Annotated in this window: 20 protein-coding genes and 1 pseudogene; 7 read left to right on the top strand and 14 right to left on the bottom strand. The window is 73.7% G+C overall.

Annotated features, from left to right (window positions below; genetic code table 11):
- Positions 1 to 143: 143 nt before the first annotated feature.
- From BS72_RS27670 to BS72_RS27660, 3 genes are read left to right on the top strand one after another with little or no spacing between them, the layout of a single operon-like run.
- A complete protein-coding gene (locus BS72_RS27670; RefSeq protein WP_198545966.1) occupies positions 144 to 944 on the top strand; it encodes a helix-turn-helix transcriptional regulator in 801 nt (266 codons plus the stop codon).
- A gap of 27 nt (positions 945 to 971) precedes the next feature.
- The gene (locus BS72_RS27665) at positions 972 to 1,715 is read left to right on the top strand and encodes an SDR family NAD(P)-dependent oxidoreductase (RefSeq protein WP_037914459.1); all 744 of its coding nucleotides are present in this window, start codon (positions 972 to 974) and stop codon (positions 1,713 to 1,715) included.
- A gap of 18 nt (positions 1,716 to 1,733) precedes the next feature.
- Positions 1,734 to 2,915 (top strand): acyl-CoA dehydrogenase family protein, encoded by a 1,182-nt coding sequence (locus tag BS72_RS27660; protein ID WP_037914457.1) that lies wholly within the window; start codon positions 1,734 to 1,736, stop codon positions 2,913 to 2,915.
- 52 nt (positions 2,916 to 2,967) lie between these two features.
- Here the strand turns inward: BS72_RS27660 and BS72_RS27655 are convergent, their stop codons facing one another.
- From BS72_RS27655 to BS72_RS27645, 3 genes are all read right to left on the bottom strand, one after another.
- A complete protein-coding gene (locus BS72_RS27655) occupies positions 2,968 to 4,335 on the bottom strand; it encodes an MFS transporter (protein ID WP_037914455.1) in 1,368 nt (455 codons plus the stop codon).
- A gap of 8 nt (positions 4,336 to 4,343) precedes the next feature.
- A complete protein-coding gene (locus tag BS72_RS27650; protein WP_037914454.1) occupies positions 4,344 to 5,597 on the bottom strand; it encodes a glycosyltransferase in 1,254 nt (417 codons plus the stop codon).
- 364 nt (positions 5,598 to 5,961) lie between these two features.
- A complete protein-coding gene (locus BS72_RS27645) occupies positions 5,962 to 7,284 on the bottom strand; it encodes an FAD-dependent oxidoreductase (protein ID WP_037914453.1) in 1,323 nt (440 codons plus the stop codon).
- 340 nt (positions 7,285 to 7,624) lie between these two features.
- Between BS72_RS27645 and BS72_RS27640 the strand changes: the two genes are divergently transcribed.
- Together BS72_RS27640 and BS72_RS27635 are read left to right on the top strand one after the other, a co-directional pair.
- Complete coding sequence (locus tag BS72_RS27640; protein WP_078901685.1) at positions 7,625 to 8,803, top strand: epoxide hydrolase family protein; 1,179 nt, start codon at positions 7,625 to 7,627, stop codon at positions 8,801 to 8,803.
- A 23-nt stretch (positions 8,804 to 8,826) separates the two neighbouring features.
- On the top strand, positions 8,827 to 10,008 hold the full coding sequence (locus BS72_RS27635) for an acyl-CoA dehydrogenase family protein (RefSeq protein ID WP_037914451.1): 1,182 nt from the start codon (positions 8,827 to 8,829) through the stop codon (positions 10,006 to 10,008).
- Between the two features lie 170 nt (positions 10,009 to 10,178).
- Here BS72_RS27635 and BS72_RS27630 read toward each other — a convergent pair whose 3' ends face one another.
- From BS72_RS27630 to argC, 9 genes and pseudogenes are all read right to left on the bottom strand, one after another.
- On the bottom strand, positions 10,179 to 11,405 hold the full coding sequence (locus tag BS72_RS27630; RefSeq protein WP_051951769.1) for an RNA polymerase sigma factor: 1,227 nt from the start codon (positions 11,403 to 11,405) through the stop codon (positions 10,179 to 10,181).
- A gap of 5 nt (positions 11,406 to 11,410) precedes the next feature.
- A complete protein-coding gene (locus BS72_RS27625; protein ID WP_037914448.1) occupies positions 11,411 to 11,770 on the bottom strand; it encodes a YciI family protein in 360 nt (119 codons plus the stop codon).
- A gap of 187 nt (positions 11,771 to 11,957) precedes the next feature.
- Positions 11,958 to 13,430 carry an argininosuccinate lyase gene (argH, locus tag BS72_RS27620; RefSeq protein WP_051951768.1) on the bottom strand — a complete coding sequence of 491 codons (1,473 nt, stop codon included), beginning with the start codon at positions 13,428 to 13,430 and terminating at the stop codon, positions 11,958 to 11,960.
- Positions 13,427 to 13,672, bottom strand: a pseudogene (locus BS72_RS27615) (argininosuccinate synthase); the annotation flags it as partial. The gene argH and the pseudogene BS72_RS27615, both read right to left, overlap by 4 nt.
- 278 nt (positions 13,673 to 13,950) lie before the next feature.
- A complete protein-coding gene (locus BS72_RS27610) occupies positions 13,951 to 14,484 on the bottom strand; it encodes an arginine repressor (protein ID WP_037914446.1) in 534 nt (177 codons plus the stop codon).
- A gap of 16 nt (positions 14,485 to 14,500) precedes the next feature.
- On the bottom strand, positions 14,501 to 15,733 hold the full coding sequence (locus tag BS72_RS27605; RefSeq protein WP_037914444.1) for an acetylornithine transaminase: 1,233 nt from the start codon (positions 15,731 to 15,733) through the stop codon (positions 14,501 to 14,503).
- Positions 15,730 to 16,824, bottom strand: a complete 1,095-nt coding sequence (gene argB / locus BS72_RS27600; RefSeq protein ID WP_078901684.1) for an acetylglutamate kinase — start codon at positions 16,822 to 16,824, stop codon at positions 15,730 to 15,732. Before argB ends, BS72_RS27605 begins: the two co-directional genes overlap by 4 nt.
- Positions 16,821 to 17,975 carry a bifunctional glutamate N-acetyltransferase/amino-acid acetyltransferase ArgJ gene (argJ, locus tag BS72_RS27595; protein WP_037914442.1) on the bottom strand — a complete coding sequence of 385 codons (1,155 nt, stop codon included), beginning with the start codon at positions 17,973 to 17,975 and terminating at the stop codon, positions 16,821 to 16,823. Before argJ ends, argB begins: the two co-directional genes overlap by 4 nt.
- The gene (argC, locus tag BS72_RS27590) at positions 17,972 to 19,000 is read right to left on the bottom strand and encodes an N-acetyl-gamma-glutamyl-phosphate reductase (protein WP_037914441.1); all 1,029 of its coding nucleotides are present in this window, start codon (positions 18,998 to 19,000) and stop codon (positions 17,972 to 17,974) included. The genes argJ and argC overlap by 4 nt, the downstream gene beginning before the upstream one ends.
- Before the next feature lie 219 nt (positions 19,001 to 19,219).
- Here argC and BS72_RS27585 point away from each other — a divergent pair, with 219 nt between their 5' ends.
- Positions 19,220 to 19,552, top strand: a complete 333-nt coding sequence (locus BS72_RS27585) for a metalloregulator ArsR/SmtB family transcription factor (RefSeq protein WP_037914440.1) — start codon at positions 19,220 to 19,222, stop codon at positions 19,550 to 19,552.
- Positions 19,549 to 20,295 (top strand): DUF2071 domain-containing protein, encoded by a 747-nt coding sequence (locus BS72_RS27580; protein ID WP_051951767.1) that lies wholly within the window; start codon positions 19,549 to 19,551, stop codon positions 20,293 to 20,295. The genes BS72_RS27585 and BS72_RS27580 overlap by 4 nt, the downstream gene beginning before the upstream one ends.
- A 103-nt stretch (positions 20,296 to 20,398) precedes the next feature.
- Here BS72_RS27580 and BS72_RS27575 read toward each other — a convergent pair whose 3' ends face one another.
- A complete protein-coding gene (locus BS72_RS27575) occupies positions 20,399 to 21,478 on the bottom strand; it encodes a dienelactone hydrolase family protein (protein ID WP_078901683.1) in 1,080 nt (359 codons plus the stop codon).
- A complete protein-coding gene (locus BS72_RS39655) occupies positions 21,421 to 21,960 on the bottom strand; it encodes an alpha/beta fold hydrolase (protein WP_078901682.1) in 540 nt (179 codons plus the stop codon). The genes BS72_RS27575 and BS72_RS39655 overlap by 58 nt, the downstream gene beginning before the upstream one ends.
- Between the last annotated feature and the right edge of the window lie 167 nt (positions 21,961 to 22,127).

Genomic DNA, 22,127 nt, shown 5'->3' with positions numbered 1-22,127 from the left:
CCGCTCCCGCCGCCGGCGAAAGCGTCCCGAAGAACGGCCGAATACCGGCGCGCGCATATCGCGCAATACGTGCTTCCCGCCCGTACTGATCGGCTGAGCAATCACGGAGATGTCACGGCGTCCCGGATGAAGGAAATTCAGGGGTGTCCTCCGCGTCCTGGTCCGCGTACGCCGACACCCGCCCTGGAGCCCTCGTGCAAGACGCCGTGCGCCGTGCGATCGAGACGATGTGGAAGCACTACGGTGAGCCGGTCTCGCTGTCCGACCTCGCCGACGCGGCGATCCTCAGCCGCTTCTACTTCTCCCGCGTGTTCCGCCAGGTGACCGGCACGTCCCCGGGCCGGTTCCTGTCCGCGGTCCGGCTGCACCAGGCCAAGGAACTGCTGCGGGAGAGCGAGCTGAGCGTCACGGGCATCTCGTACCAGGTGGGGTACAACAGCCCGGGAACCTTTACCTCACGGTTCACCCGCAGCGTCGGGCTGTCGCCGACGCGCTACCGCGACCACGCGCGGCTGGCCGACTCCGGCTCGCTGCCGCGGCCGCCGCGGCCCGGCCCGCACGGCGGCACCGTCGTCGGTACGGTGCTGCGGGCCGGCGTCGTCCCGCTGCGCAACGTCTACGTCGGTGCCTTCACCAGTTCGGTCCCCGAGGGGAGGCCGGTCGCCTGGGACGTGCTCGGCCCCGGGCGGCGGCGGTTCCAGTTGCACGGCGTCCCGGACGGCACCTGGCACATCCGGGTGGCCGGCCTGGACGGCTCACCCCCGGAGTACGGCACGGAGCGCCGCATGCTCGTCGGTACGGGCCCCGCGGTGACCGTGCAGACCCGGGGGGCCATCGAAGTCGACATCACCCTGCGGCCCAGCGGCGTCTTCGACCTCCCGGTGCTCTTCGCGCTGCCGGAGCTCGACTGCCGCGACCAGCGCCTCATGGCCGGGGCCTGCTGACCGCGCATCCTGGAGGGAAGGAAGAGCATGGATCAGCTCACCGGAAGCCGCGCCCTGGTCGTCGGCGCGAGCCGCGGTCTCGGCCGCGGCGTCACCGAGGCGTTCCTCGCCGCTGGCGCGGAGGTGGTGGCCCTCTCCCGCGACGTCGGCCCGCTCGGCGAACTCGCCTCCGTGCAGCCGCGGCTGCGCCTCGAACGGGGTGACGCGGCCGACCCCGTGCTGGCCGGCTCGTTGCTCGACCGGTACCGCCCGGACGTGCTCGCGATCCTCGCGGGCGCCTCACCGCTGCTGCGCCCGATCACCCGGCAGACCTGGGAGACCTTCTCGACCTCCTGGGACGTCGACGTCCGTATCGCCTTCACCTGGGTGCGCGAGTCGCTGCTGCTGCCGCTGGAGCCGGGCAGCCGGGTGATCGTGACCAGCAGCGGCGCGGCGCTGCGCGGCTCCCCGCTCAGCGGCGGGTACGCGGGCGCCAAGTCGGCCGTGCGGTTCCTGGCCGAGTACGCCGCGCAGGAGGCGGACCGCGACGGCCTCGGGATCACCGTCTCGTCCGTGCTGCCGCAGCTGACCCCGGCGACGGGGCTCGGGCGCGCGGCGGTGGACGCCTACGCGCGCCGCGCCGGTGTCAGCGTCGAGGAGTTCGTCGACGGCATGGGGCCGACGCTCACCCCCGAGGCCGCCGGAGCCGCGTTCCTGAGTCTGGCCGTGGCCGGACCGGAGCAGGCCGGCGCCCACCTGCTCACGGGCGCCGGTCTGCGCCCGCTGGACTGACCGCGAAAGGGGAGGCACATGCATACGACGGCGAAGCCCACTTCCACGGAGCTGGCCGCGCGCGCCGCGGGCCTGGTGCCGGTGCTGCGCGAGCACGCCGACTGGTCCGAGCGCAACCGGCGGTTGAGCGACGAGGCCGTGGAGGCGCTGAAGGACGCGGGCGTCCTGCGGATGCGGGTCCCCGCGCGCTTCGGCGGCTACGAGAGCAGCGCGTCCGACCTGCTGGACGTGGGCATCGAACTCGGGCGCGGTGACGGGGCCGTGGCGTTCACCGTGGCGGTCTGGTGGATCACCTCGTGGAACGTGGGGCTGTTCTCCGACGAGGCCCAGGACGAGGTCTTCGCCGACCCCGACGCGCGGATCAGCGGCACCCTGGTGATCGGCGGCACCGCGGAGCAGCGGCCGGGCGGCATCCGCGTCAACGGCCGCTGGAGCTTCAACTCCGGTGCGGCGCACAGCACCTGGAAGCTGCTGTCGGTGCTGGCGCCCACCGCGGACGGCGACCCCGAGCCGGTGATGGCGGTCGTGCCGATGCGCGAACTGCGCATGATCGACGACTGGGAGGTCGCGGGACTGCGCGGCACCGGCAGCGTCACGGTCGCGGCAGAGGACGTGTTCGTTCCCGCCGCGCGGTGCCTGAGCATCCCCGCCTTCACCCGCGGGGAGTACGCCTCGAAGCTCAACGCGGGGCTGCCGATGTTCCACACGCCGCTGGTCGGCGCCGTGGCCGCGTCCACCACCGGCAAGATCATCGGCATGGCTCGGGCGGGCGCGGAGGACTTCTTCGAGCGCGTCCAGCGGCGTCCGATCACCAACACGACCTACGAGCGGCAGGCCGACGCCCCGATCACCCATCTGCAGGCGGGCGAGGCGATGCTCCAGATCGACGAGGCGGAGGGCCACGCACGGCGGCTGGCCGCCCTCATCGACGGCAAGGCCGGGTCCGGTGCGGAGTGGACGCTGCGGGAGCGCGCCTACGTCCGGGCGGTCGCCGGCCGCGTACCGCGACTGGGTGCCGACGCGGCGGACCTGCTCGCCGGCGCCTCCGGGGCGTCGTCCCTCTACACCGACCAGCTCATCCAGCGCGTCCGCCGCAACCTCCAGGCGGTCACGGTCCACTCACTGCACCTGCCGACGGCCACGGCGGAGCTCTACGGACGGGTGCTGTGCGGACTCGAACCGAACACCTTCTTCATCTGAGCGACCCCGAGGGGGCAGTGGACACGCGGACCGGTCACCGCCCCCTCGGGCTTCACGCGGCGAGTCCGCGGTCCTCCTCGGGACGGGCCACGATCCGCGCGTTGAAGGCGACCAGCGCCATCAGCGGGATGAGCGCCGCCAGCGTCCAGTGGAGCGTGAACGCCTCCGCGCACCAGCCCACCACGGCGGGGCCGAGCAGCACGCCGCCGTAGGTGAACGTGGTGAAGCGGGAGACGAACACGGCCGCTCCCGGGCCCTCGCCGCCGGCATGGCCGGCGGCGCTGAAGAGCATGGGCAGCGGCAGCGCGGCACCGATCCCGAGGATGCCGAAGCCGGCGATCGCCGCCGCGCGGAACGGCACGAGGATCGCGACGGCCAGGCCGAGCAGGCCGATGACCGCGCTGGTCCGGAAGAGCACGACGGCCGCGAACCTGCGGTTGAGCCGGTCGCCCACGAGCCGGCCCACGGACTGGCAGGCGACGTAGGCGGTGTACCCCAGGGACGCCGCCGCGAGGGTGGCGCCCAGGTCGTGGTGCAGGAAGACCCCGCTCCAGCTGTTCACCGCGCCCTCGCAGACCATCAGGATCGCGCCGAGCGCTCCGAAGACCAGCACCGGGCCGCGCCAACCGTCGCGCCAACTCGTCCTGACACGCTCGGACTTCGGCCGGTCCGGGGCGGCGGTGTCGCGGTCGGTGGACGCCGGCAGCAGCCGGGCGGTCACCGGGACCGCGGCGAGCAGCAGCACCGCGCCCATCACCGAGAACTGCACGCCGGGAGAGACACCGGCGTGCGTGGACCCGGCGCCGATCAGCGAGGAGAGCACCGCGCTGATGCCCCAGGCCGCGTGGCAGCCGTTCATCACCGGCCGCTTGAGCGTCCGCTCCACCGCCACCGCGTGCGCGCTCATCGCCACGTCGCACGTGCCGTGCGAGGCACCGAGCAGCAGCAGCGAGGCGGCCAGCTCGCCCGCGTTGCGGGACAGGCCCACGCAGGCCAGCAGCACCGGCGCGCCCAGCAGCATCAGCCGGATGACCACGGCGCTGCCCAGCCGTCCGACCAGCGCCCCGACGAACTGCATCGCGATGATGGCGGCGACGCCGAACGACGTGAGGATCACGCCGAGTTCGCCGTCGCCGTAGTGGTGGTTCGCCTGGAACGAGGGGACCCTGGCGATCCAGGCGGAGATGATCATGCCGTTGAGGAAGAAGACGGCGGTGACCGCCCACCGGGCCCGCGCGGCGGCGCGCGGGGCGTCCTCGGCACCGGCCGTCGAACGGCCCGTCCCGGTACCGTTTCCGGCCTCGGCGCCGGTCCCGGTCCTGCTTCCGGTACTGCTCCCGGCACCGCTTCCGGTCGCGGTACCGGCCTCACTTCCGGTACCGCTTCCGGCCGCGGTACCGGCCTCGTCGGAGATTGCCACGCGTCAGGTCACTCCCCGCCCATTGCCGGGTCGAGGACCTCTGCCGAGGCGCCGATCCGCCGTGCCTCGTCGAGGATCACCTCACCCCAGCTGGGCCACAACCCGGCCAGGCGCGAGGTGATCAGCACGACGTCGACGCTCTGCTCCGGCAGCAGGGTCCGGAGGCCGATGGCGTGGAACGCGGCCGGTCCGCCGTCCGCACCGCCCGCGGCCGCCCGGTCGAGCAGTTCGCGGTCGAAGTCCACCACCGCGGCCGCGTTCAGGCCGGCCGGGAGTTCCCCGCCGCAGCCGAAGACCGCGATCCGGGTGTCCTTGCCGAACCGCCCGGCCGCCTCGGCGAGCTGGCCGGACACGTCGAGCCCACGGGCCCGCTCGGTCCAGTCCTCGTACTCCAGCCAGAGGTCGCGCCAGTGCCAGTACCGGTCCTGGTGCGCGAGCGTCCGGCCCATCTCGACCGCCGGCTCGGGGAACTGGCGGTGGAACATGTCGACGTTCTCCAGGTAGAGCGGCCACTGCGAGGTGAAGTCGCGCTCATGCGGCCACTCGACGACCCACGCCTCCTGGTCGAGGTACATCGTCAGGCCGTGCCGCTCCAGGCGCAGCCCGAACTCCTGGTCCTCGGTCCCCCACTGGACGTACTCCTCGTTGAGTCCGCCGACCGCCCAGAAGTCCTCGGCCGAGACCGAGCAGTTGAGCGTGTAGAACAGGCGCCAGGCCAGCGGGGTGCGGGCGAGGTCGAAGCCGTCCTGCTCGAACTGCTCGTGCCGGGTGTCCCGGAAGGAGGGGTCGTCGCGGAACTTCTCCACCGCCTGCTCCGGCGGGAGCTCGGCGAGCGCCTCGGCCAGGCCGGGGATCGGGTCCGCCACCGGGTCGTAGCCCCAGGCGTAGCCGACCACGGCCCGGCCCGGCTGCTCCTCGTGCGAGGCCAGGTGACGGCGCAGCAGGTCCGGACCGGGGATGGCGCCGGCGTCGATCATCAGCAGCAGCGGGGCGGAGGCGAGCCGGGCGGCGCCGTTGCGCACCTTGGCGACCCGGAAGCCCTCGTCCTCCTGGAAGTAGTAGCCGATGTTCAGCCGGTCCGCGTACGAGCGGACCACCTGCTCGGTGTCGTCCGAGGAGCCGTCGTCGGCGATGACGACCTCGAACTCGTCGACCGGCAGGGTCTGGCGCAGCAACTGGTCCAGCATCAGGCGGATCATGCCGGAGCGGTTGTAGGTGGGGATGATCACCGACACCTTGGGGCGGGCGGTGCTGACTGACATGGTCGAGTCCTCTTCCGACGTGCGGTAGGGCCGCCTGTCGCGCGGCGGGCCCGGCCTCTCATCCCTACGACGAAGCGGGCGGGGCCGGAATCGACACGGCGGACCACGGATTTCGGGAAGATGTGCGCCGCCCCGGTCACCGCGGTGCGGCGGCCGGGGCGGCGGGCCCGTCCGTGCCGGCCCGGCGGTCAGCGGGGCCGCTGGACCGCCGGGGGTTCACCAGGGGACGGGCGGGCGACCAGCAGGGACCACCAGGAGCGGGCGGCTCCGGCAGGGAGCGGGCCGGGGTTCGCAGGAGCCCTGCGGGGAGCCCTCGGGGGGCCGGCGCGGGTTCAGCGGGGGCCCGGCGGGGTTCAGCGGGGGTTCAGCGGGCGGCGAAGACCCGGCCCATGATCTGCGGGCTCATCAGCGCCTGCGGCGGGTCGATCATGCCGGCCGCGCGCAGGAACGCCTCGGACAGCTCCGCGTCGGCCGCCGCGGCGGCCTGCAGCTTGGGGATGTAGCCGTTGCCCATCCGGACCTCGGGGGTGCGCAGCCCCTGGACCCCGGGGAAGCCGAGGTCGGCGCCCGCGGCCATCGTCCACGGCGCGTCGATCACCCGGGCCAGGTCCTGCTGGAACGCGGTGGGCTTGGGCGGCGTGCCGGTCCGCACGTGCTCGGCGAGCAGTGCGGCGCCGAGCGCGGCGACGGTCATGCCCTGGGCGTAGACCGGGTTGAAGGTGCACGCGGCGTCGCCGAGCACGATCAGGCCCTCGGGCAGGTCGGGCAGCAGCTCGTAGTGGCGGCGGATGCTGGCCGGGAAGTGGAAGGTATGCGGCTCGCCCATCGGCACCGCGTCCTTGAGCGCCGCGTAGATCTCCGGTACCGGAAGGGTCCTGGCGTAGCGCAGGAAGCCCTCCAGGTCCGTCGGCGGCTTGTCGCCGAGGATGCCGGTGAGCGAGAGCGAGTAGCGGTCCGGCATCCGGGCGAAGATCGCCCCGCGCGGCAGGGCCGGGGTGGCCACGGGTATCAGCGCGATGTCCTCGCCGATCGGGTCGAAGGCCAGCGGCCCCTCGAAGTCGCACGAGGTGTAGGTCAGGTCCATGGTGACGCGCTGCTGCGGCACGGTGCCGAAGCCGAGGTCCTCCAGCCACCGGGGGGTGCGCGAGCCGCGGCCGGTGCCGTCGACCACCAGGTCGGCCTCCAGCGTGCGCTCGGCCGACCCCGGCGTCTGGCTCTGCACCCGCACGCCGACGATCCGCTCCCGCCCGGCCGTCGCCAGGCCGAGGATGTCGGTGCGCTCCAGCAGCGCGACGCCGGGCAGCGCCGCGACCCGCTCGCGCAGGTGTGCCTCCAGCCGGGCGCGGCCCGCGGCCACGCAGACCAGGCCGGTCTCCTTCTTCCGCATCATCTGCCCGTTGAAGTACCAGCTGAGGCTGGTGCCGAAGTCGCCGACGGGCACGCCGCAGGCGATCAGCTCCTCGGTGATGCCGGGGAACAGCTCGTCCATGACCTGCTGCCCGCGGGCGAGCAGCGCGTGGATGTGGTGGCCCTGCGGGACGGCGGAGCGCGGACTGTAGGCGCCGGTGAGGGTGTCGCGGTCGACGACGATCACCTCGCGGTACGCCTCGGAGAGGACGCGCGCGGCGAACAGCCCCGCGATCCCTCCGCCCAGCACGACTGCGCGGTGGCCGATGTGTGCTGTCATGGGCTCGAATCTCCAATGCGTGTGAACAGAGCGGACCCGCCGTCACCCGTATTCCACGCTAGGGCCCCCGCACGGCGTCGTTCTTCTTCCGCCGTGCGGGAGTTCCCCTACCGCGGTGGTTCCTCTTCCGCGACGCGGGGTCCTTCTTCCTCGATGCGTGCGTTCTTCTTCCGCCGTGCGTGCGTTCTTCTTCCGGGTTGCGCTGGTCAGACAGGCGCTTCCGCCGCCCCCGGCGCGCCGCTAACGTGATCCCGGGCCGCCCCCTCCGCCGGGTGCGGCGCACTCCGCCCTCGCCGTCATCGCCCTCGACCTCACCCCGCTGAACCGTCAAGGAGCGTAGATGCAACCCTTCCGTATCGACATCCCCGAGACCGAACTCGAGGACCTGCGCCGGCGGCTGGCCGCCACCCGCTGGCCCGAGCTGTCCCCCGGCATGGGCTGGGAGCGCGGCGTGCCGCTGGACTACCTGCGCGACCTCGTGTCGTACTGGCAGACCGGGTTCGACTGGCGGGCGGCGGAGGCCAGGCTCAACTCCTTCCCGCAGTTCCGCGTCGAGATCGCCGGCACCCCGATCCACTTCCTGCACGTGCGCTCCCCCGAGCCGGACGCGACCCCGATGATCGTGACGCACGGCTGGCCCGGCTCCTTCGTCGAGTTCACCGAGCTGATCGGGCCGCTGACCGATCCCCGCGCGCACGGCGGCGATCCGTCGCAGGCCTTCCACCTGGTCATTCCGAGCCTGCCGGGCTTCGGCTTCTCCAACCCGGTCGCCGACCGCGGCTGGAGCTTCTTCCGGGTGGCCGGCGCCTGGGCCGAGCTGATGGGCCGTCTCGGCTACGACCGGTACCTGATCCAGGGGGCGGACCTGGGCACGTGGGTCGGTTCGATCCAGGCCGGCCTGGACATCGAGCACGTGGCTGGGCTGCATCTCAACTTCCTCATCACGCCGCCGAGTCCGGACCCGGCGGACCTGGTCGGGCTGAGCGAGGTCGAACTCCGCCGGCTCGGGCTGCTGTCGCTCTTCGCCGACGACGGCTCCGGCTACATGAAGATCCAGGCGACCCGGCCGCAGACCCTGGCCTACGGCCTGACCGACTCCCCCGTGGGGCAGTTGGCCTGGATGGTGGAGAAGTTCATGGAGTGGACCGACTCGGAGAAGTCCCCCGAGGACGCGGTCGACCGCGACCAGCTGCTCACCAACGCCACCCTCTACTGGCTGACCCGCAGCGGGGCCTCGTCCGCGCACTTCTACTACGACAACGCGCCGCTGCTGCCCACGGCTCCGAACATGCCCCCGCCGCCGCCCGTGCTGCCGGTGCCGTTCGGCGTCTCGGTCTTCCCGCGCGACCCCGCCCAGCCGATCCGCCGCTTCGCCGAACGGACCTTCCCGAACATCGTGCAGTGGTCCGAGCACGACCGCGGCGGCCACTTCGCCGCTATGGAACAGCCCGAACTGCTCACCGCCGATCTGCGCTCCTTCGCCGCGGCTGTGCGCGCCCTGAACCCGGTTTCCGAGTGAGACGAACAGAGGGAGACGCGAAAGTGCAGAGCACTGCCATACCCACCCATGCCGAACTGGTGGAGCGGGCCAGGGCCCTGGTGCCGCTGCTGCGTGAGCAGGCGGTCCGGGCCGAGCAGGAGGCGCGGCTCACCGACGAGGTGGTCGCCGCGCTGACCGAGGCCGGGATCTTCCGCATGCGCCTCCCCGCGCGCTTCGGCGGCTACGAGTGCGACACCGCGACGCTGGTGGACGTGAGCATCGAACTCGGCCGCGGCGACGGCTCCGTGGCCTTCGACGTCGTCGCCTGGTGGATCATGTCCTGGAACATCGGCCAGTTCGCGGACGAGGCGCAGGAGGAGGTCTTCGCCGACCCGGACGTGCGCATCTGCGGCACCCTGGCCCCGACCGCCACGGCCACGCCCACCGAGGGCGGACTGCTGGTCAGCGGTTCCTGGGCGTTCAACAGCGGTGCCGCGCACAGCTCCTGGAAGCTGCTGTCGGCGATCCTGCCCACCCCCGACGGGGGCGCGCTGCCGATCATGGCCCTGGCGCCGATCGACCGGTTCGACGTCGTCGAGGACTGGCGGGTCTCCGGCCTGCGCGGCACCGGCAGCGTCACCCTCAACGGCCGCGACGTGTTCGTGCCGGACGGGTTCCACATCCCCATCCCGGCGATGCTCCAGCAGCAGTACGCGACGAAGCTCAACGCCGACTCGCCGATGTACCGGGCACCGGTGGTCGGCGCCGTCGGCGCCGCGACCTGCGGCAAGCTCATCGGCCTGGCCCGCGCGGCCCAGGAGGACTTCCTGGAGCGCGCGTCCAAGCGCCCCATCACCAACACCACCTACGAGCGGCAGCTCGACGCGCCGGTCACCCACCTGGAGGTGGCCGAGGCGGCACTGCTGACCGACGAGGCCGAGTTCCACGCCCGGAAGCTCGCCTCGATGGTCGACGGCAAGGCGGCGGCCGGGCAGGAGTGGACGCTCCAGGAGCGCGCGTACGCCCGGGTGGCCGTCGGGCGGGTGTGCCAGCTGACCGCGCGGGCCGTGGACCTGATCGCCGGGGCCTCCGGCGCCTCCTCCATCTACTCCGACCAGCTAGTCCAGCGGATCCGCCGCGACGTCCAGGCCATCAACATCCACGCGCTCAACCTGCCCAGCACCAACCTCGAACTGTACGGGCGGGTGCTGTGCGGGCTTGAGCCGAACACCTTCTTCGTCTGACCGCCCGAAGATCTCCGGGCGGGAGCGCACAGCGCCGCCCACGGGGCCGTTCCGCCTCGGCACGGCGGGGAGACCGCGCCACCCGCCCCGAGGGCGGCGCGGTTCCGAGGTCCGGACCGGTCGGCCAGGCCCGCCCGTACGTGACGAGGGGTGCCCGCGGGCACCCCTCGTCATCTCAGTTCCGCGATCCGGTCGAGCAGGAACGCCCGCTCCACCTCGTTCTCGGTGAACAGCAGCGCCTCCTCGTACGCCGAGCACGCCTGTTCCGCCCGGCCGAGCCTGCGCAGCAGGTCGGCCCTGGCCACCCCGAGGTAGGGGTACGCGGCCAGCGCCGGCTCGTGCGTCAGCTCGTCCAGCGCGGCCAGCCCCGCCTCGGGTCCGTGCGCGAACCCCACCGCGACCGCCCGGTTGAGAGCCGCGACCGGGGTCGGCCGGCGCCGCATCAGCAGGTCGTAGAGCCCGACGATCTCCGCCCAGTCGGTGTCCTCCCAGGACGGCGCCTCGGCGTGCACGGCGGCGATCGCGGCGCGCAGCGCGAACGGGCCGGGCGGACTGCGCCGCAGCCCCGCACGCACCAGGACGAGCCCCTCGGCGATCGACTCGCGGTTCCAGCGGCCGCGGTCCTGGTCGGCGAGGAGTACGGGGCGGCCGGCGGCGTCGACCCGGGCCGCGCGGCGGGCGTCGGTGAGCAGGACCAGCGCGAGCAGCCCGGCCACCTCGGCGTCGCTGGGGAGCAGCAGCCTGAGCATCCGGGCCAGTGCCGTGGCGTGTTCGACCAGGTCGACGAGGACGAGGTCGGGGCCGCTCGGCGCGGTGTGCCCGGTCGCGAACAGCAGGTCCACCACGGTGAGTACCGCGTCGATCCGTTCGGGCAGCTCCTCGGCGTCGGGGATGCGATAGGGGATGCGCGCCTCGGCTATCTTCTTCTTCGCCCGGGTGATCCGGGCCGCCATGGTCGTCTCGCTGACCAGGAAGGCCCGGGCGACCTGAGCGGTGGTCAGGCCGCAGATGAGCCGCAGGGTCAGGGCGACCTGCGCCTGCGGGGCCAGGGCGGGGTGGCAGCAGGTGAAGACCAGGCGCAGCCGCTCGTCCGCGGGGTCCGCGTCCTCGCCCGGCCCGGCCACCACGGCCCCGTCGTCGGCGAGCAGCGGCAGGCTCCGGCGCTCCAGCGCGGCGCGCCGGATCAGGTCCACGGCCCGGTTCCGGGCGGCGGTGGTGAGCCAGGCGGCGGGCCGCCCGGGCACGCCGTTCTCCGCCCAGGCGACCAGGGCCTTGGCGTAGGCGTCCTGGACGCACTCCTCGGCCATGTCCAGGTCCCGGCACACGCGTACGGTCGAGGCCAGCACGAACGCCCACTCCCGGCGGTGGGCCTCCGCGACGGCCTCGGCGACGTCCACCGGGTTCAGCCGGCGAAGAACATGGGCCGCACCTCGACCGCGGCGTCACCCACCCTGCCGAAGTACGGAAGTCGCCGGGCCGCGGCGAGCGCCGCGTCCAGGTCCGGCACGTCGATGACGTAGAAGCCGCCCAGCGCCTCCTTGGTCTCCGCGTACGGCCCGTCGGTCACCAGGAAGCCGCCGCGGACGTCCTCGCGGACCGTCGTCGCGGTCGAACTCGGCCGCAGGTGCGCGGTGTACACCAGGACGTCCTTGTGCTCGGCGCGCCAGCGGTCGTGCGCGTCGTCCCTGGCCCGGATGGCCGCCTCGTCCGCCGCCTCCCCGTCCGCCTCGTTGTCGTTGATCAGCAACAGGTAGTGCGCCATGACGGTGTTCCTCTCCGGTCCGGTCCGTCAACTTCTACCACTGGGGCGGACGGTGCGGGTGCGGAACCGGCGGCTCGGCACACGGGGGCGTGCCTGCCGCGAGCCGGGGCGCGGCGCCGGCCTCGGCCTCGGCCGCGAGGCGCGGGGCCGCGAGGCCCCGAAGCCCCGAAGCCCCGGACGAAACAGCCTAGTTCTGCCCGCCGACGAGGGTCCGGGCCGACGCCCAGGTGTGCTGGGCGGCCAGGTTCGCCCGCACCTCGGCGAGCTGGGTGGCGACGGCGCTCGGGGCGGTGCCGCCGCGTCCGCTGCGGGCGGCGAGCGCGCCGGGCACGTTGAGCACCTCGCGCACACCGGGCGTCAGGTGCGCGGAGATCTTCGCGAACTGCTCGTCGGTGAGCTGGTCCAGCTCGATCCCCTCGGCCTCGCAGACCTTGACGCACTCGCCGGCCACCTCGTGCGCGACCCGGAAGGGCACACCCTGCCGCACCAGCCACTCGGCGATGTCCGTGGCGAGCGAGAAGCCGGCCGGGGCCAGCTCCGCCATCCGCTCCTCGTGGACGGTGAGGGTGGCCAGCATGCCGGTGAAGGCCGGCAGCAGCACCTCCAACTGGTCGCAGGAGTCGAAGACCGGCTCCTTGTCCTCCTGGAGGTCCCGGTTGTAGGCCAGCGGCAGCGCCTTGAGGGTGGCCATCAGCCCGGTCAGGTTGCCGATCAGCCGGCCGGACTTGCCGCGCGCCAGCTCGGCGATGTCGGGGTTCTTCTTCTGCGGCATGATCGACGAGCCGGTGGAGAAGGCGTCGTGCAGGGTCACGAAGGAGAACTCCTTCGTGTTCCAGATGATGATCTCCTCGGCGATCCTGGAGACGTTGATCCCGATCATCGCGGTGACGAAGGCGAACTCGGCGGCGAAGTCGCGCGAGGCGGTGCCGTCGATGGAGTTGCCGACGCTGCCGTGCTCGAAGCCGAGGTCGCCGGCGACCGCCTGCGGGTCCAGGCCGAGCGAGGAGCCGGCCAGCGCGCCGGAGCCGTAGGGCGAGACGGCGGTGCGCTCGTCCCACTGGCGCAGCCGCTCGGCGTCCCGGGACAGTGCCTGGGCGTGGGCGAGCACGTGGTGCGCGAAGAGCACCGGCTGGGCGTGCTGGAGGTGGGTGCGGCCCGGCATCGGGGCCGCGGGGTGCGCCTCGGCCAGCCCGACCAGCGCGTCCTGGAGGTCGGCGAGCAGGCCGCCGATGATCCGGGCGTGGTCGCGCAGGTACATCCGGAAGAGCGTGGCGATCTGGTCGTTGCGCGACCGGCCGGCCCGCAGCTTCCCGCCGAGGACGGGGCCGACCCGCTCCATCAGGCCGCGCTCCAGCGCCGTGTGCACGTCCTCGTCGGCGATGGTCGCGGTGAACGCGCCGGCCGCCGTGTCGGCCTCCAGCGTGTCCAACCCGGCCGTCATCTCGACGAGTTCGGCCTCGGTCAGCAGCCCCGCCGTGTGCAGCGCCCGGGCGTGGGCCCGGGAGCCGGCGATGTCGTACGGGGTGAGCCGCATGTCGAAGTGGATGGAGGCGGAGAGCTTCTCCAGGGCGGCGGAGGGGCCGTCGGCGAACCGTCCGCCCCACAGCTTGCCGCCCGCGGTGCCGGCGCTGCCGGTGTTCTCGGTGGTCTCGGTGCTCACTTGGACAGCTCCCGCTTTGCCGCGATCTTGCCGGACGTGCCGAAGATCTCGATGAAACCCTTGGACAGGGACTGGTCGAAGGTGTCGCCGGTGTCGTAGGTGGCGAGGTCGGAGCCGTGGAGCGGCTCCGGGGACTTCCGGCCGGTGACGACGGCCCGGCCGCCGTGCGGGGTCATCCGGATGTCGCCGGTGACGTGGCTGCCGGCCTCGGCGACGAAGCCGTCCAGCGCCCGCGCGGGCGGGCGAACCCGTCGCGGTCCTCGGCCGCCTCGGCTCCGCCCGGACAGGCGAGGACGACGCGCTCGGTCACGGGGGTCCTCCTTCAGCGGTGCGCCCGTCGACGGACTCGATAGGTATAAGTATGCACTCCACTGCATGACTCGTCAAAGCAAGTGGATCAGCGGCGCGCCGCCACGGCACCGCGGCCGGACACGGCACCGCCCGGCCGGCACGCGGTCGCGCGCGCCGGCCGGGCGGTTGTCCCGCGGGCCCGGGCCCCGCGAGGGCCCGGCGGTGGGCGTCAGACGTCGCCCTGGGCCAGCCGGAGCAGGTGGTCGGCGACCTTCTGGCCGCCGGCCGGGTCGCGGCTGATGAGCACCAGGGTGTCGTCGCCGGCCAGGGTGCCGAGGATGTCGTACACCTCGGCCTGGTCGATGGCGGAGGCCAGGAACTGCGCCGCGCCCGGCGGGGTGCGCACCACCACGAGGTTCGCCGACGCCTCCGCGGAGATCAGCAGCTCCCCCGCGAGCCGCCGCATCCGCTCCTCCTTGACCGACTCGCCCAGCGGCGCCTGCGGGGTGCGGAAGCCGCCCTCGGAGGGCACCGCGTAGATCAGTTCGCCGTCGTTGGTGCGGATCTTGACCGCGCCGAGCTCGTCGAGGTCCCGGCTGAGCGTCGCCTGGGTGACGCTCAGCCCGTCGTCGGCGAGGAGCCGGGCGAGCTGGCTCTGCGACCGGACCGGCTGCCGTCCCAGGATGTCGACAATCCTGCGGTGCCGGGCGGTACGGGTCTGGGGCACGGACGGGCCCCCGCCGTTCGAGTGCGGCTCGGTCATCGGGTGCGCTCTTTCGTCACTGTCCTGCCGGCTCGGCGTGCGCCGCCCGGTACACCTCGTCCAGCACCCCGGGCAGCGCCGCGAGCAGCGCGTCGGTCTCGGCGTCGCCGACCACCAGCGGCGGGGCGAGCCGCACGGCACCCGGCACCGCCGCGTTCACCAGGAACCCGGCGTCCTGAGCCGCCTGCTGGACCTGCGCGGACAGCGGCTCGGTGAGCACGATACCGATCAGCAGTCCAGAACCGCGCACATGATCGACCAGGGGGTGTCCGATCTCGGTGATGCCCTTGCGCAGCTTGTCGCCCTGCCGCTGGACGTGGCCGAGCAGCTCCTCGGCCTCGATGGTGTCCAGCACGGCGAGCGCGGCGGCGCACGAGACGGGGTTGCCGCCGAAGGTGCTGCCGTGCGAGCCGGGCCCGAACAGCTCGGCCGCCGCGCCGAACGCCACCGTGGCGCCGATCGGCAGGCCGCCGCCCAGGCCCTTGGCGAGGGTGACCACGTCCGCCTGCACGCCCTCGGCCATGGCGGCCAGCCAGTGGCCGGTGCGCCCGATGCCGGTCTGGATCTCGTCCAGGATCAGCAGGGTGCCGGTGGCGGCGGTGATCTCCCGGGCGGCCGTGAGGTACCCCTGCGGCGGGACGACGACGCCGTTCTCGCCCTGGATGGGCTCCAGCACGACGGCCGCGGTGTCGGTGGTGACGGCCGCCCGCAGCGCCTCGACGTCGCCGAACGGCACGTAGGTCACGCCGGCCGGCATCGGCTCGAACGCGGCGCGCTTGCCGGGCTGGCCGGTGAGGGCCAGCGCGCCCATGGTGCGGCCGTGGAAGGCGCCCTCGGTGGACACCACGTGCGGCCGGCCGGTGAGCCGGGCCAGCTTGAACGCGGCCTCGTTGGCCTCGGCGCCGGAGTTGCAGAAGAACACCCGGCCGGGGCGCCCGCCGAACAGGTCCAGCAGCCGCTCGGCGAGCCGGACGGTCGGCTCGGCGATGAAGTGGTTGGAGACGTGGCCGAGCGAGGCGACCTGGCGGGACACCGCCTCGACCACCGCGGGGTGCGCGGTGCCCAGCGAGTTGGCCGCGACGCCGCCGAGGAAGTCCAGGTAGACCCGGCCGTCGGCGTCCCAGAAGCGGGCGCCCTCGCCGCGCACCAGGGGCAGCCGGGGCAGGCCGTAGTTGTCCATCAGGGCGCCCTGCCAGCGCCCGGCCAGTGCCTCGTTGCCGCCGGTGCTGGTCGCGCTCTCGCCGGTCACAGGGTGGCCCCTTCCGTGGTGGTGGTCTGGCCGGCGGGCGCCGCGGCGGCGTCCTCCGGCGGGTCGGGCACGACCATCGTGCCCACGCCCTCGTCGGTGAAGATCTCCAGCAGGATCGCGTGCCGCACCCGGCCGTCGATCACCCTGGCGGTGGCCACGCCGTTGCGGACGGCGTACAGGCAGCCCTCCATCTTGGGCACCATGCCGCTGGACAGCTCCGGCAGCAGCTTCTCCAGCTCGCCCGCGGTGAGCCTGCTGATCACCTCGTCGCTGTTGGGCCAGTCCTCGTACAGGCCCTCGACGTCGGTGAGCACCATCAGCGTCATCGCGCCCAGGGCCGCGGCCAGCGCGGCGGCGGCGGTGTCGGCGTTGACGTTGTAGACGTGGCCGTCGTCGGCGGCGCGGGCGATGGAGGACACCACCGGGATGCGGCCGTCGTCGAGCAGCGCCTCGATGGCGCCGGTGTCGATGGCGGTGATCTCGCCCACCCGGCCGATGTCGACCGGCTCGCCGTCGATGACCGGGCGGTGCTTGACGGCGCTGATGGTGCGGGCGTCCTCGCCGGTGAGCCCGACCGCGAGCGGCCCGTGCTGGTTGAGCAGGCCGACCAGCTCGCGCTGGACCTGCCCGGCGAGCACCATCCGCACCACGTCCATCGCCTCGGGCGTGGTCACCCGCAGGCCGGCCCGGAACTCGCTGACCAGGCCGTGCCGGTCGAGCTGGGCGCTGATCTGCGGGCCGCCGCCGTGCACCACGACCGGGCGCAGCCCTGCCTGCCGCAGGAAGACGATGTCCTGGGCGAAGGCGGCCTTCAGCTCCTCGTCCACCATGGCGTTGCCGCCGAACTTGACGACCACGATCTTGCCGTTGTGCCGGGTGAGCCACGGCAGGGCCTCGACCAGCACGCCGGCCTTCAGCAGCGCGGTGTCCCTGCGCCGGGCGCCGGGGCGGGCACAGCCCGCCGGTTCGGCGGCCGGGTCGGCGCCGGCGGGGGCGCAGAGGGCCGTGGCCAGTGTGGCGGCGGGGTCCTGCGCGGGGTCCGTCACTGCGTCCGCTCCGGATTCGGGTTCGGGGTCGGTCAGGCCGCTCATGAGCTGTACGCGCTGTTCTCGTGGACGTAGTCGGCCGTGAGGTCGTTCGTCCAGACCACGGCGGACTCCGTGCCGGCGGCGAGGTCGACGGTGATGGAGACCTCGCGGAAGCGCATGTCGACCAGGTCGCGGTCCTCGCCGACGGAGCCGTTCCGGCAGACCCACACGCCGTTGATCGCGACGTTCAGCTCGTCCGGCTCGAAGGCGGCGGACGTGGTGCCGACCGCGGACAGCACCCGGCCCCAGTTGGGGTCCTCGCCGTGGATGGCGCACTTGAGCAGGTTGCTGCGGGACACGGTGCGGGCGACCAGGACGGCGTCGTCCTCGGTGGCGGCGTTGACCACCTCGATGGCGATGTCCTTGCTGGCCCCCTCGGCGTCGCCGATCAGCTGCCGGCCCAGGTCGGCGCAGACCTCCCGCACGGCCGCGGCGAACTCGTCGTACTCCGGGACCGTTCCCGAAGCGCCGGAGGCCAGCAGCAGCACGGTGTCGTTGGTGGACATGCAGCCGTCGGAGTCGACCCGGTCGAAGGTGACCCGGGTGGCCTCGCGCAGCGCCTTGTCCAGGACGGCGGAGTCCACGTCGGCGTCGGTGGTGACCACCACGAGCATGGTGGCCAGGCCCGGCGCGAGCATGCCCGCGCCCTTGGCCATGCCGCCGACGGTCCAGCCGGCGGGGCTGGTGCGCACCGCCGTCTTGTGGACGGTGTCGGTGGTCTTGATGGCGATGGCGGCCTTCTCGCCGCCGTGCTCGGACAGCTCCGCCGCGGCCAGCCCGATGCCCGGCAGCAGCTTGTCCATCGGCAGCCGCACGCCGATGAGGCCGGTGGAGGCCACCGCGACCTCGGCGGCGCTGTGGCCCAGCACCTCGGCGACCCGTTCGGCGGTGGCGTGCGTGTCCTGGAAGCCGGCCGGGCCGGTGCAGGCGTTGGCGCCGCCGGAGTTGAGCACCACCGCGGTCACCGCGCCGCCCTTGAGGACCTGGTCGGTCCACAGCACGGGCGCGGCCTTGACGCGGTTGGAGGTCGTCACGCCGGCGGCTGCGCTGCGCGGCCCGGTGTTGACCACCAGGGCGAGGTCGGGGTTGCCGCTGCTCTTGATCCCGGCGGCGACTCCGGCCGCCGTGAACCCCTTAGCTGCCGTGACACTCAAGGTGCGACTCCGATCATGGGAAGACCCGTGCCCTCGGGCAGGCCCAGGGCGATGTTCATGCTCTGCACGGCCCCGCCGGCCGTGCCCTTCGTGAGGTTGTCGATGGCGCTGATGGCGATCAACCGCCCGGCCGCCTCGTCGTACGCGATCTGGAGGTGCACCGCGTTGGAGCCCTGGACGGCGGCGGTGGCCGGCCACTGGCCCTCGGGGAGCAGGTGGACGAACGGCTCGTCGGCGTACGCCTTCTCGTAGGCGTCCCGCAGCGCGCCGGCGTCGGTGCCGGGCAGGACCTTGGCGCTGCACGTGGCGAGGATGCCGCGCGGCATGGGCGCCAGGGTGGGCGTGAAGGACACGGTGACCGGCTCGCCGGCCGCGGCCGTGAGGTTCTGCGCGATCTCGGGGGTGTGCCGGTGGCCGCCGCCGACGCCGTACGGGCTCATCGAGCCCATCACCTCGGAGCCGAGCAGGTGCGGCTTGGGGGCCTTGCCGGCGCCGGAGGTGCCGGAGGCGGCGACCACCACGACCTCGGGCTCGACCAGGCCGGCGGCGAGCGCCGGGGCCAGGGCGAGCGAGACGGCGGTGGGGTAGCAGCCGGGCACCGCGATCCGGCGGGCCCCTTCGAGGGCGGCGCGGCCGCCGGGCAGCTCGGGCAGCCCGTACGGCCAGGTGCCGGCGTGCGGCGAGCCGTAGAACCGCTCCCAGTCGGCGGGGTTCCGCAGCCGGAAGTCGGCGCCCACGTCGATGACGAGGACGTCCGGTCCCAGTTCGGCGGCCACGGCGGCGGACTGGCCGTGCGGCAGCGCCAGGAAGACCACGTCGTGCCCGGCCAGCGCCTCCGCCGTGGTGGGTGCCAGCACCCGGTCGGCCAGCGGCAGCAGGTGCGGCTGGACCGCGCCCAGGCGCTGGCCCGCGTTGCTGTTCGCCGTCACGGCGCCGATCTCGACCTCGGGGTGCCCGGCGAGCAGCCTGAGCACCTCCCCGCCGGCGTAACCACTGGCCCCGGCGACCGCCACACGCACTGCCATCGTTACCTCCTATAGACAGCATGACTATACGGTGCACCGCACTTCTATGCAATCCACCGTATCGTCGAGTCGGGCACCCGCGCTGTGACGTCGCACTCGGACCGACGGGTTCGCATTCGGACCGGCGGGTTCGCGCCCGGTCCGGCGGGTCGCCGCCAGTCCGCGGCGGAAGCCGTCCGACCCCTTGCGGGTATTTAGCCAAAGAGCTAAACACGAACCATGACCGGAGCGCAGGACGAGGCGGGGGTCTTCCGGGCCCTCGCCGACCCGACGAGGCGCCAGATCCTGGAGGACCTCGGAGGCGGCGAGCTCGCCGCCGGAGAGATCGCGGCCAGGTTCCCGATCAGCGCGCCCTCCGTCTCACGCCATCTCGGCGTGCTCAAGGGGGCCGGCCTGGTCACCGAGCGCCGGGAGGGCAACCGGATCCTCTACACCCTGGCCGAGGACCGCCTGGCGACCTGCGTCGGCCGGTTCCTCAGCGCCGTCTGCCCCGAGCAGATCGTGCTGCGCCACACCAGACGGCGCCCAGGGGCGCAGAGCGAGGGGTCATGATGCAGCCGCGACTGTCCAGCGTCATCGAACGACGGCTTCTGGTGAACTACCGGGTCGCCCCGGACGCCGCCGCCCGCCTGCTCCCCGGGCCGCTGCGCCCGCAGGTGGTGCACGGCCACGCGGTCGCCGGCATCTGCCTCCTCCGTCTGGGAGGTGTCCGGCCCGCCTGGGCACCCGGGGCGTTCGGCCTCCGGAGCGAGAACGCGGCGCATCGGATCGCCGTCGAGTGGGACGGACCGGACGGCGTCGAGACCGGCGTCTACATCCCGCGCCGCGACACCGCCTCACGGCTCACCGCCTGGGCCGGAGGCCGCGTCTTCCCCGGTGAACACGGCCGCGCCGACTTCGCGGTGCACGAGCCGCCGCACCGTACGCGCGTCGCGATGGCGGCCAGGGACGGCAGCACTCGGGTGGACGTCACCGTCGAGCCGGCCGACGAGCTGCGCGGCAGCGCGCTGTTCGCCGACCTCGCGGAGGCGTCCCGGTTCTTCCGAGCCGGGTCGAAGGGCTTCTCGCCCACCCGGTCCGGCGACCACCTGGACGGTATGGAACTCCGAACGGACGCCTGGCACGTCGAGGCCGGCCGGATCCGATCCGCCGCCTCGTCCTTCTTCGACGACCCGGACCGCTTCCCGCCAGGGAGCGCGACCCCGGACTGCGCTCTGGTCATGCGGGACGTCCGCGCCGGCTGGCGGCCGCTGCCGGCCATGGCCGCGCACCGGGCCGCCCCGCTCGCCCGCTGAAGCACGCGGTCACAGCGCGCGCGTCCCCATCCGGCCGCGGGCGCGCGGGTCAGGGCGGCACCGGACGGTCCCCGCGGCGCCGCGACCCGACCCGTGGGACCCCTCAGCTCCGCAGATGCCGCAGTACGGACCGCACCGCGCGGTCCAGGGCCTCGCGCGCCTCGTCGGTGTGGTCGGCCGTCTCGAAGCCGTGGTGGCCGAGCGGCACGTCGACCACCTCGACCGCGGCACCGCACCTCCGCGCGGCGGTCAGGAACTCCTCGACCGTCGCCGCGATCTCGGCGGTCTCCAGCCCCACCCGGGTCAGCACGATCGGCAGCCGTCCGGCGGTCCGCACCGCGACCGCCGGGCGGAACCGCGGCTCGACCAGCGCCCAGTTCGGCAGCGGCGCGAGGATCGGGTACGACGCCGCGACGCACCGCAGCCACGGCGGCGGCGCCGCGAGCCAGTCCGCCGAGAGCAGCCCGCCGCCGGAGAAGCACCACACCGCCACCCGGTCCGCGTCGACGCACGGGTCGGCCCGTACGAGGGCGACCGCTTCGGCCACGTCCTCGGCGGCCCGGGCGAAGTCGCCGAGACCGTGCAGCCGGTGGTCCAGCACCGCGGCGACGGCTCCCCTGGCCGCCACGTACCGGCCGTAGCCGACGAAGCCGGGCCAGTCCCTGGGGGTCGGCCGCACGTCGGGGTGGACCGGGCCGCCGTGGACGAGCACCACCGCCGGCCACGGGCGGCCGACACCGCAAAGGTCGCCGCGGACGGGGGCGTCCAGGTCCCCCAGACCGTCGGGGGCGTCGGGGAAGTACAGGTCGACTCGTCCCACCCGCTCGCGCGGCCGTTCCGGCACGTCCAGCAGGAAGGGGCGAAGGTGCGCCGGCGGTTCGTCCGTCCTGGCGGCCACCCGGTGCCCCTCCCCTGCGGCCGCCCGCAGGAGCACGTCGGCCAGCTCGTCGGGGCAGGAGAGCATCGGCCAGTGCCCGGCGCCGAGTTCGAGGAAGCCCACCCGGGGGTCGGCGAGTGCCTGGAAGCGCGGGTCCCCCATCCTGAGCAGGGCCTCCACCATGGCCAGGCTGGAGCCGTTGGCGGTGCACAGCACACCGGTCACCGGCAGCCTGGTGACCGCTCCCGTCAGGCGCAGCGGCTGGGTGAGGGTGCCGGCGGGCTGCGGTACGGCGTTCGCCGCCAACCGGTCCAGGGCCGCGGGCGGGAGGCCGTCGGTGCTGCCCCAGCGCCGCCACTCCTCGCGCGACGGCGGGGGACCCGCCAGCCGTCCTCGTCCGCCTCGGCCCGCTGTGCCAGCCGGTCGCGGAGCGTCGGGTCGGGCACCAGGGCGAGGGCGCGGTCGCCGTGCTGGGGCATCCCCGTGTCCAGAAGGACGATCCGGGCGATCCGTCCCGGGCGCCGGTCCGCCGCGCCGAGCACAGGGTAGACGCCGTAGCAGTGGCCGACCAGCACCACCTCGGCCGCGTCCGTCCGGTCGATCAGCTCCAGCAGCTCGCCGATGTGCGCCTCCAGGTCGGTGCCGGGCCCGGCCGCCGCGCTCCGGCCGCCCATGCCGGTGAGCGTCACCGGATGCACCCGATCGCCCGCCTCCCGCAGCCGGGCGGCCACCTCCCGCCAGATCCAGCCCCCGGTGTGGGCCCCCGCAACCAGGATGAACGCCGTCATCGAAGCCTCCTCGCACGCCGTCCCCACGGGGCCGTCCCTGTCGGCCGTCCGTGCTCGTCGCTACGGTAGGAACTCCCCCTGAGGGAGGTTCAAGCCGTGCCCGAGAAGACACCCCCGGAACCGCCCGCCGGGACCCCCGCCGGACCACCCGCCGGCAGCACCTGGAG

This window comes from Actinacidiphila yeochonensis CN732, from assembly GCF_000745345.1.
In the GTDB taxonomy this organism is placed as follows: Bacteria; Actinomycetota; Actinomycetes; order Streptomycetales; family Streptomycetaceae; genus Actinacidiphila; species Actinacidiphila yeochonensis.
Note: the sequence above shows the minus strand (reverse complement) of the source record. Positions and strands in the feature narration are given on the sequence as shown.

What these genes read in the sequence shown, in the direction of transcription:
- BS72_RS27665 (WP_037914459.1), top strand. Translation starts at nt 972, where the DNA reads ATGGATCAGCTCACCGGAAGCCGCGCCCTGGTCGTCGGCGCGAGCCGC.
- BS72_RS27660 (WP_037914457.1), top strand. Translation starts at nt 1,734, where the DNA reads ATGCATACGACGGCGAAGCCCACTTCCACGGAGCTGGCCGCGCGCGCC.
- BS72_RS27650 (WP_037914454.1), bottom strand. Translation starts at nt 5,597, where the DNA reads ATGTCAGTCAGCACCGCCCGCCCCAAGGTGTCGGTGATCATCCCCACC.
- BS72_RS27645 (WP_037914453.1), bottom strand. Translation starts at nt 7,284, where the DNA reads ATGACAGCACACATCGGCCACCGCGCAGTCGTGCTGGGCGGAGGGATC.
- BS72_RS27640 (WP_078901685.1), top strand. Translation starts at nt 7,625, where the DNA reads ATGCAACCCTTCCGTATCGACATCCCCGAGACCGAACTCGAGGACCTG.
- BS72_RS27625 (WP_037914448.1), bottom strand. Translation starts at nt 11,770, where the DNA reads ATGGCGCACTACCTGTTGCTGATCAACGACAACGAGGCGGACGGGGAG.
- BS72_RS27610 (WP_037914446.1), bottom strand. Translation starts at nt 14,484, where the DNA reads ATGACCGAGCCGCACTCGAACGGCGGGGGCCCGTCCGTGCCCCAGACC.
- argB (WP_078901684.1), bottom strand. Translation starts at nt 16,824, where the DNA reads ATGAGCGGCCTGACCGACCCCGAACCCGAATCCGGAGCGGACGCAGTG.
- argC (WP_037914441.1), bottom strand. Translation starts at nt 19,000, where the DNA reads ATGGCAGTGCGTGTGGCGGTCGCCGGGGCCAGTGGTTACGCCGGCGGG.
- BS72_RS27585 (WP_037914440.1), top strand. Translation starts at nt 19,220, where the DNA reads ATGACCGGAGCGCAGGACGAGGCGGGGGTCTTCCGGGCCCTCGCCGAC.
- BS72_RS27580 (WP_051951767.1), top strand. Translation starts at nt 19,549, where the DNA reads ATGATGCAGCCGCGACTGTCCAGCGTCATCGAACGACGGCTTCTGGTG.
- BS72_RS39655 (WP_078901682.1), bottom strand. Translation starts at nt 21,960, where the DNA reads ATGACGGCGTTCATCCTGGTTGCGGGGGCCCACACCGGGGGCTGGATC.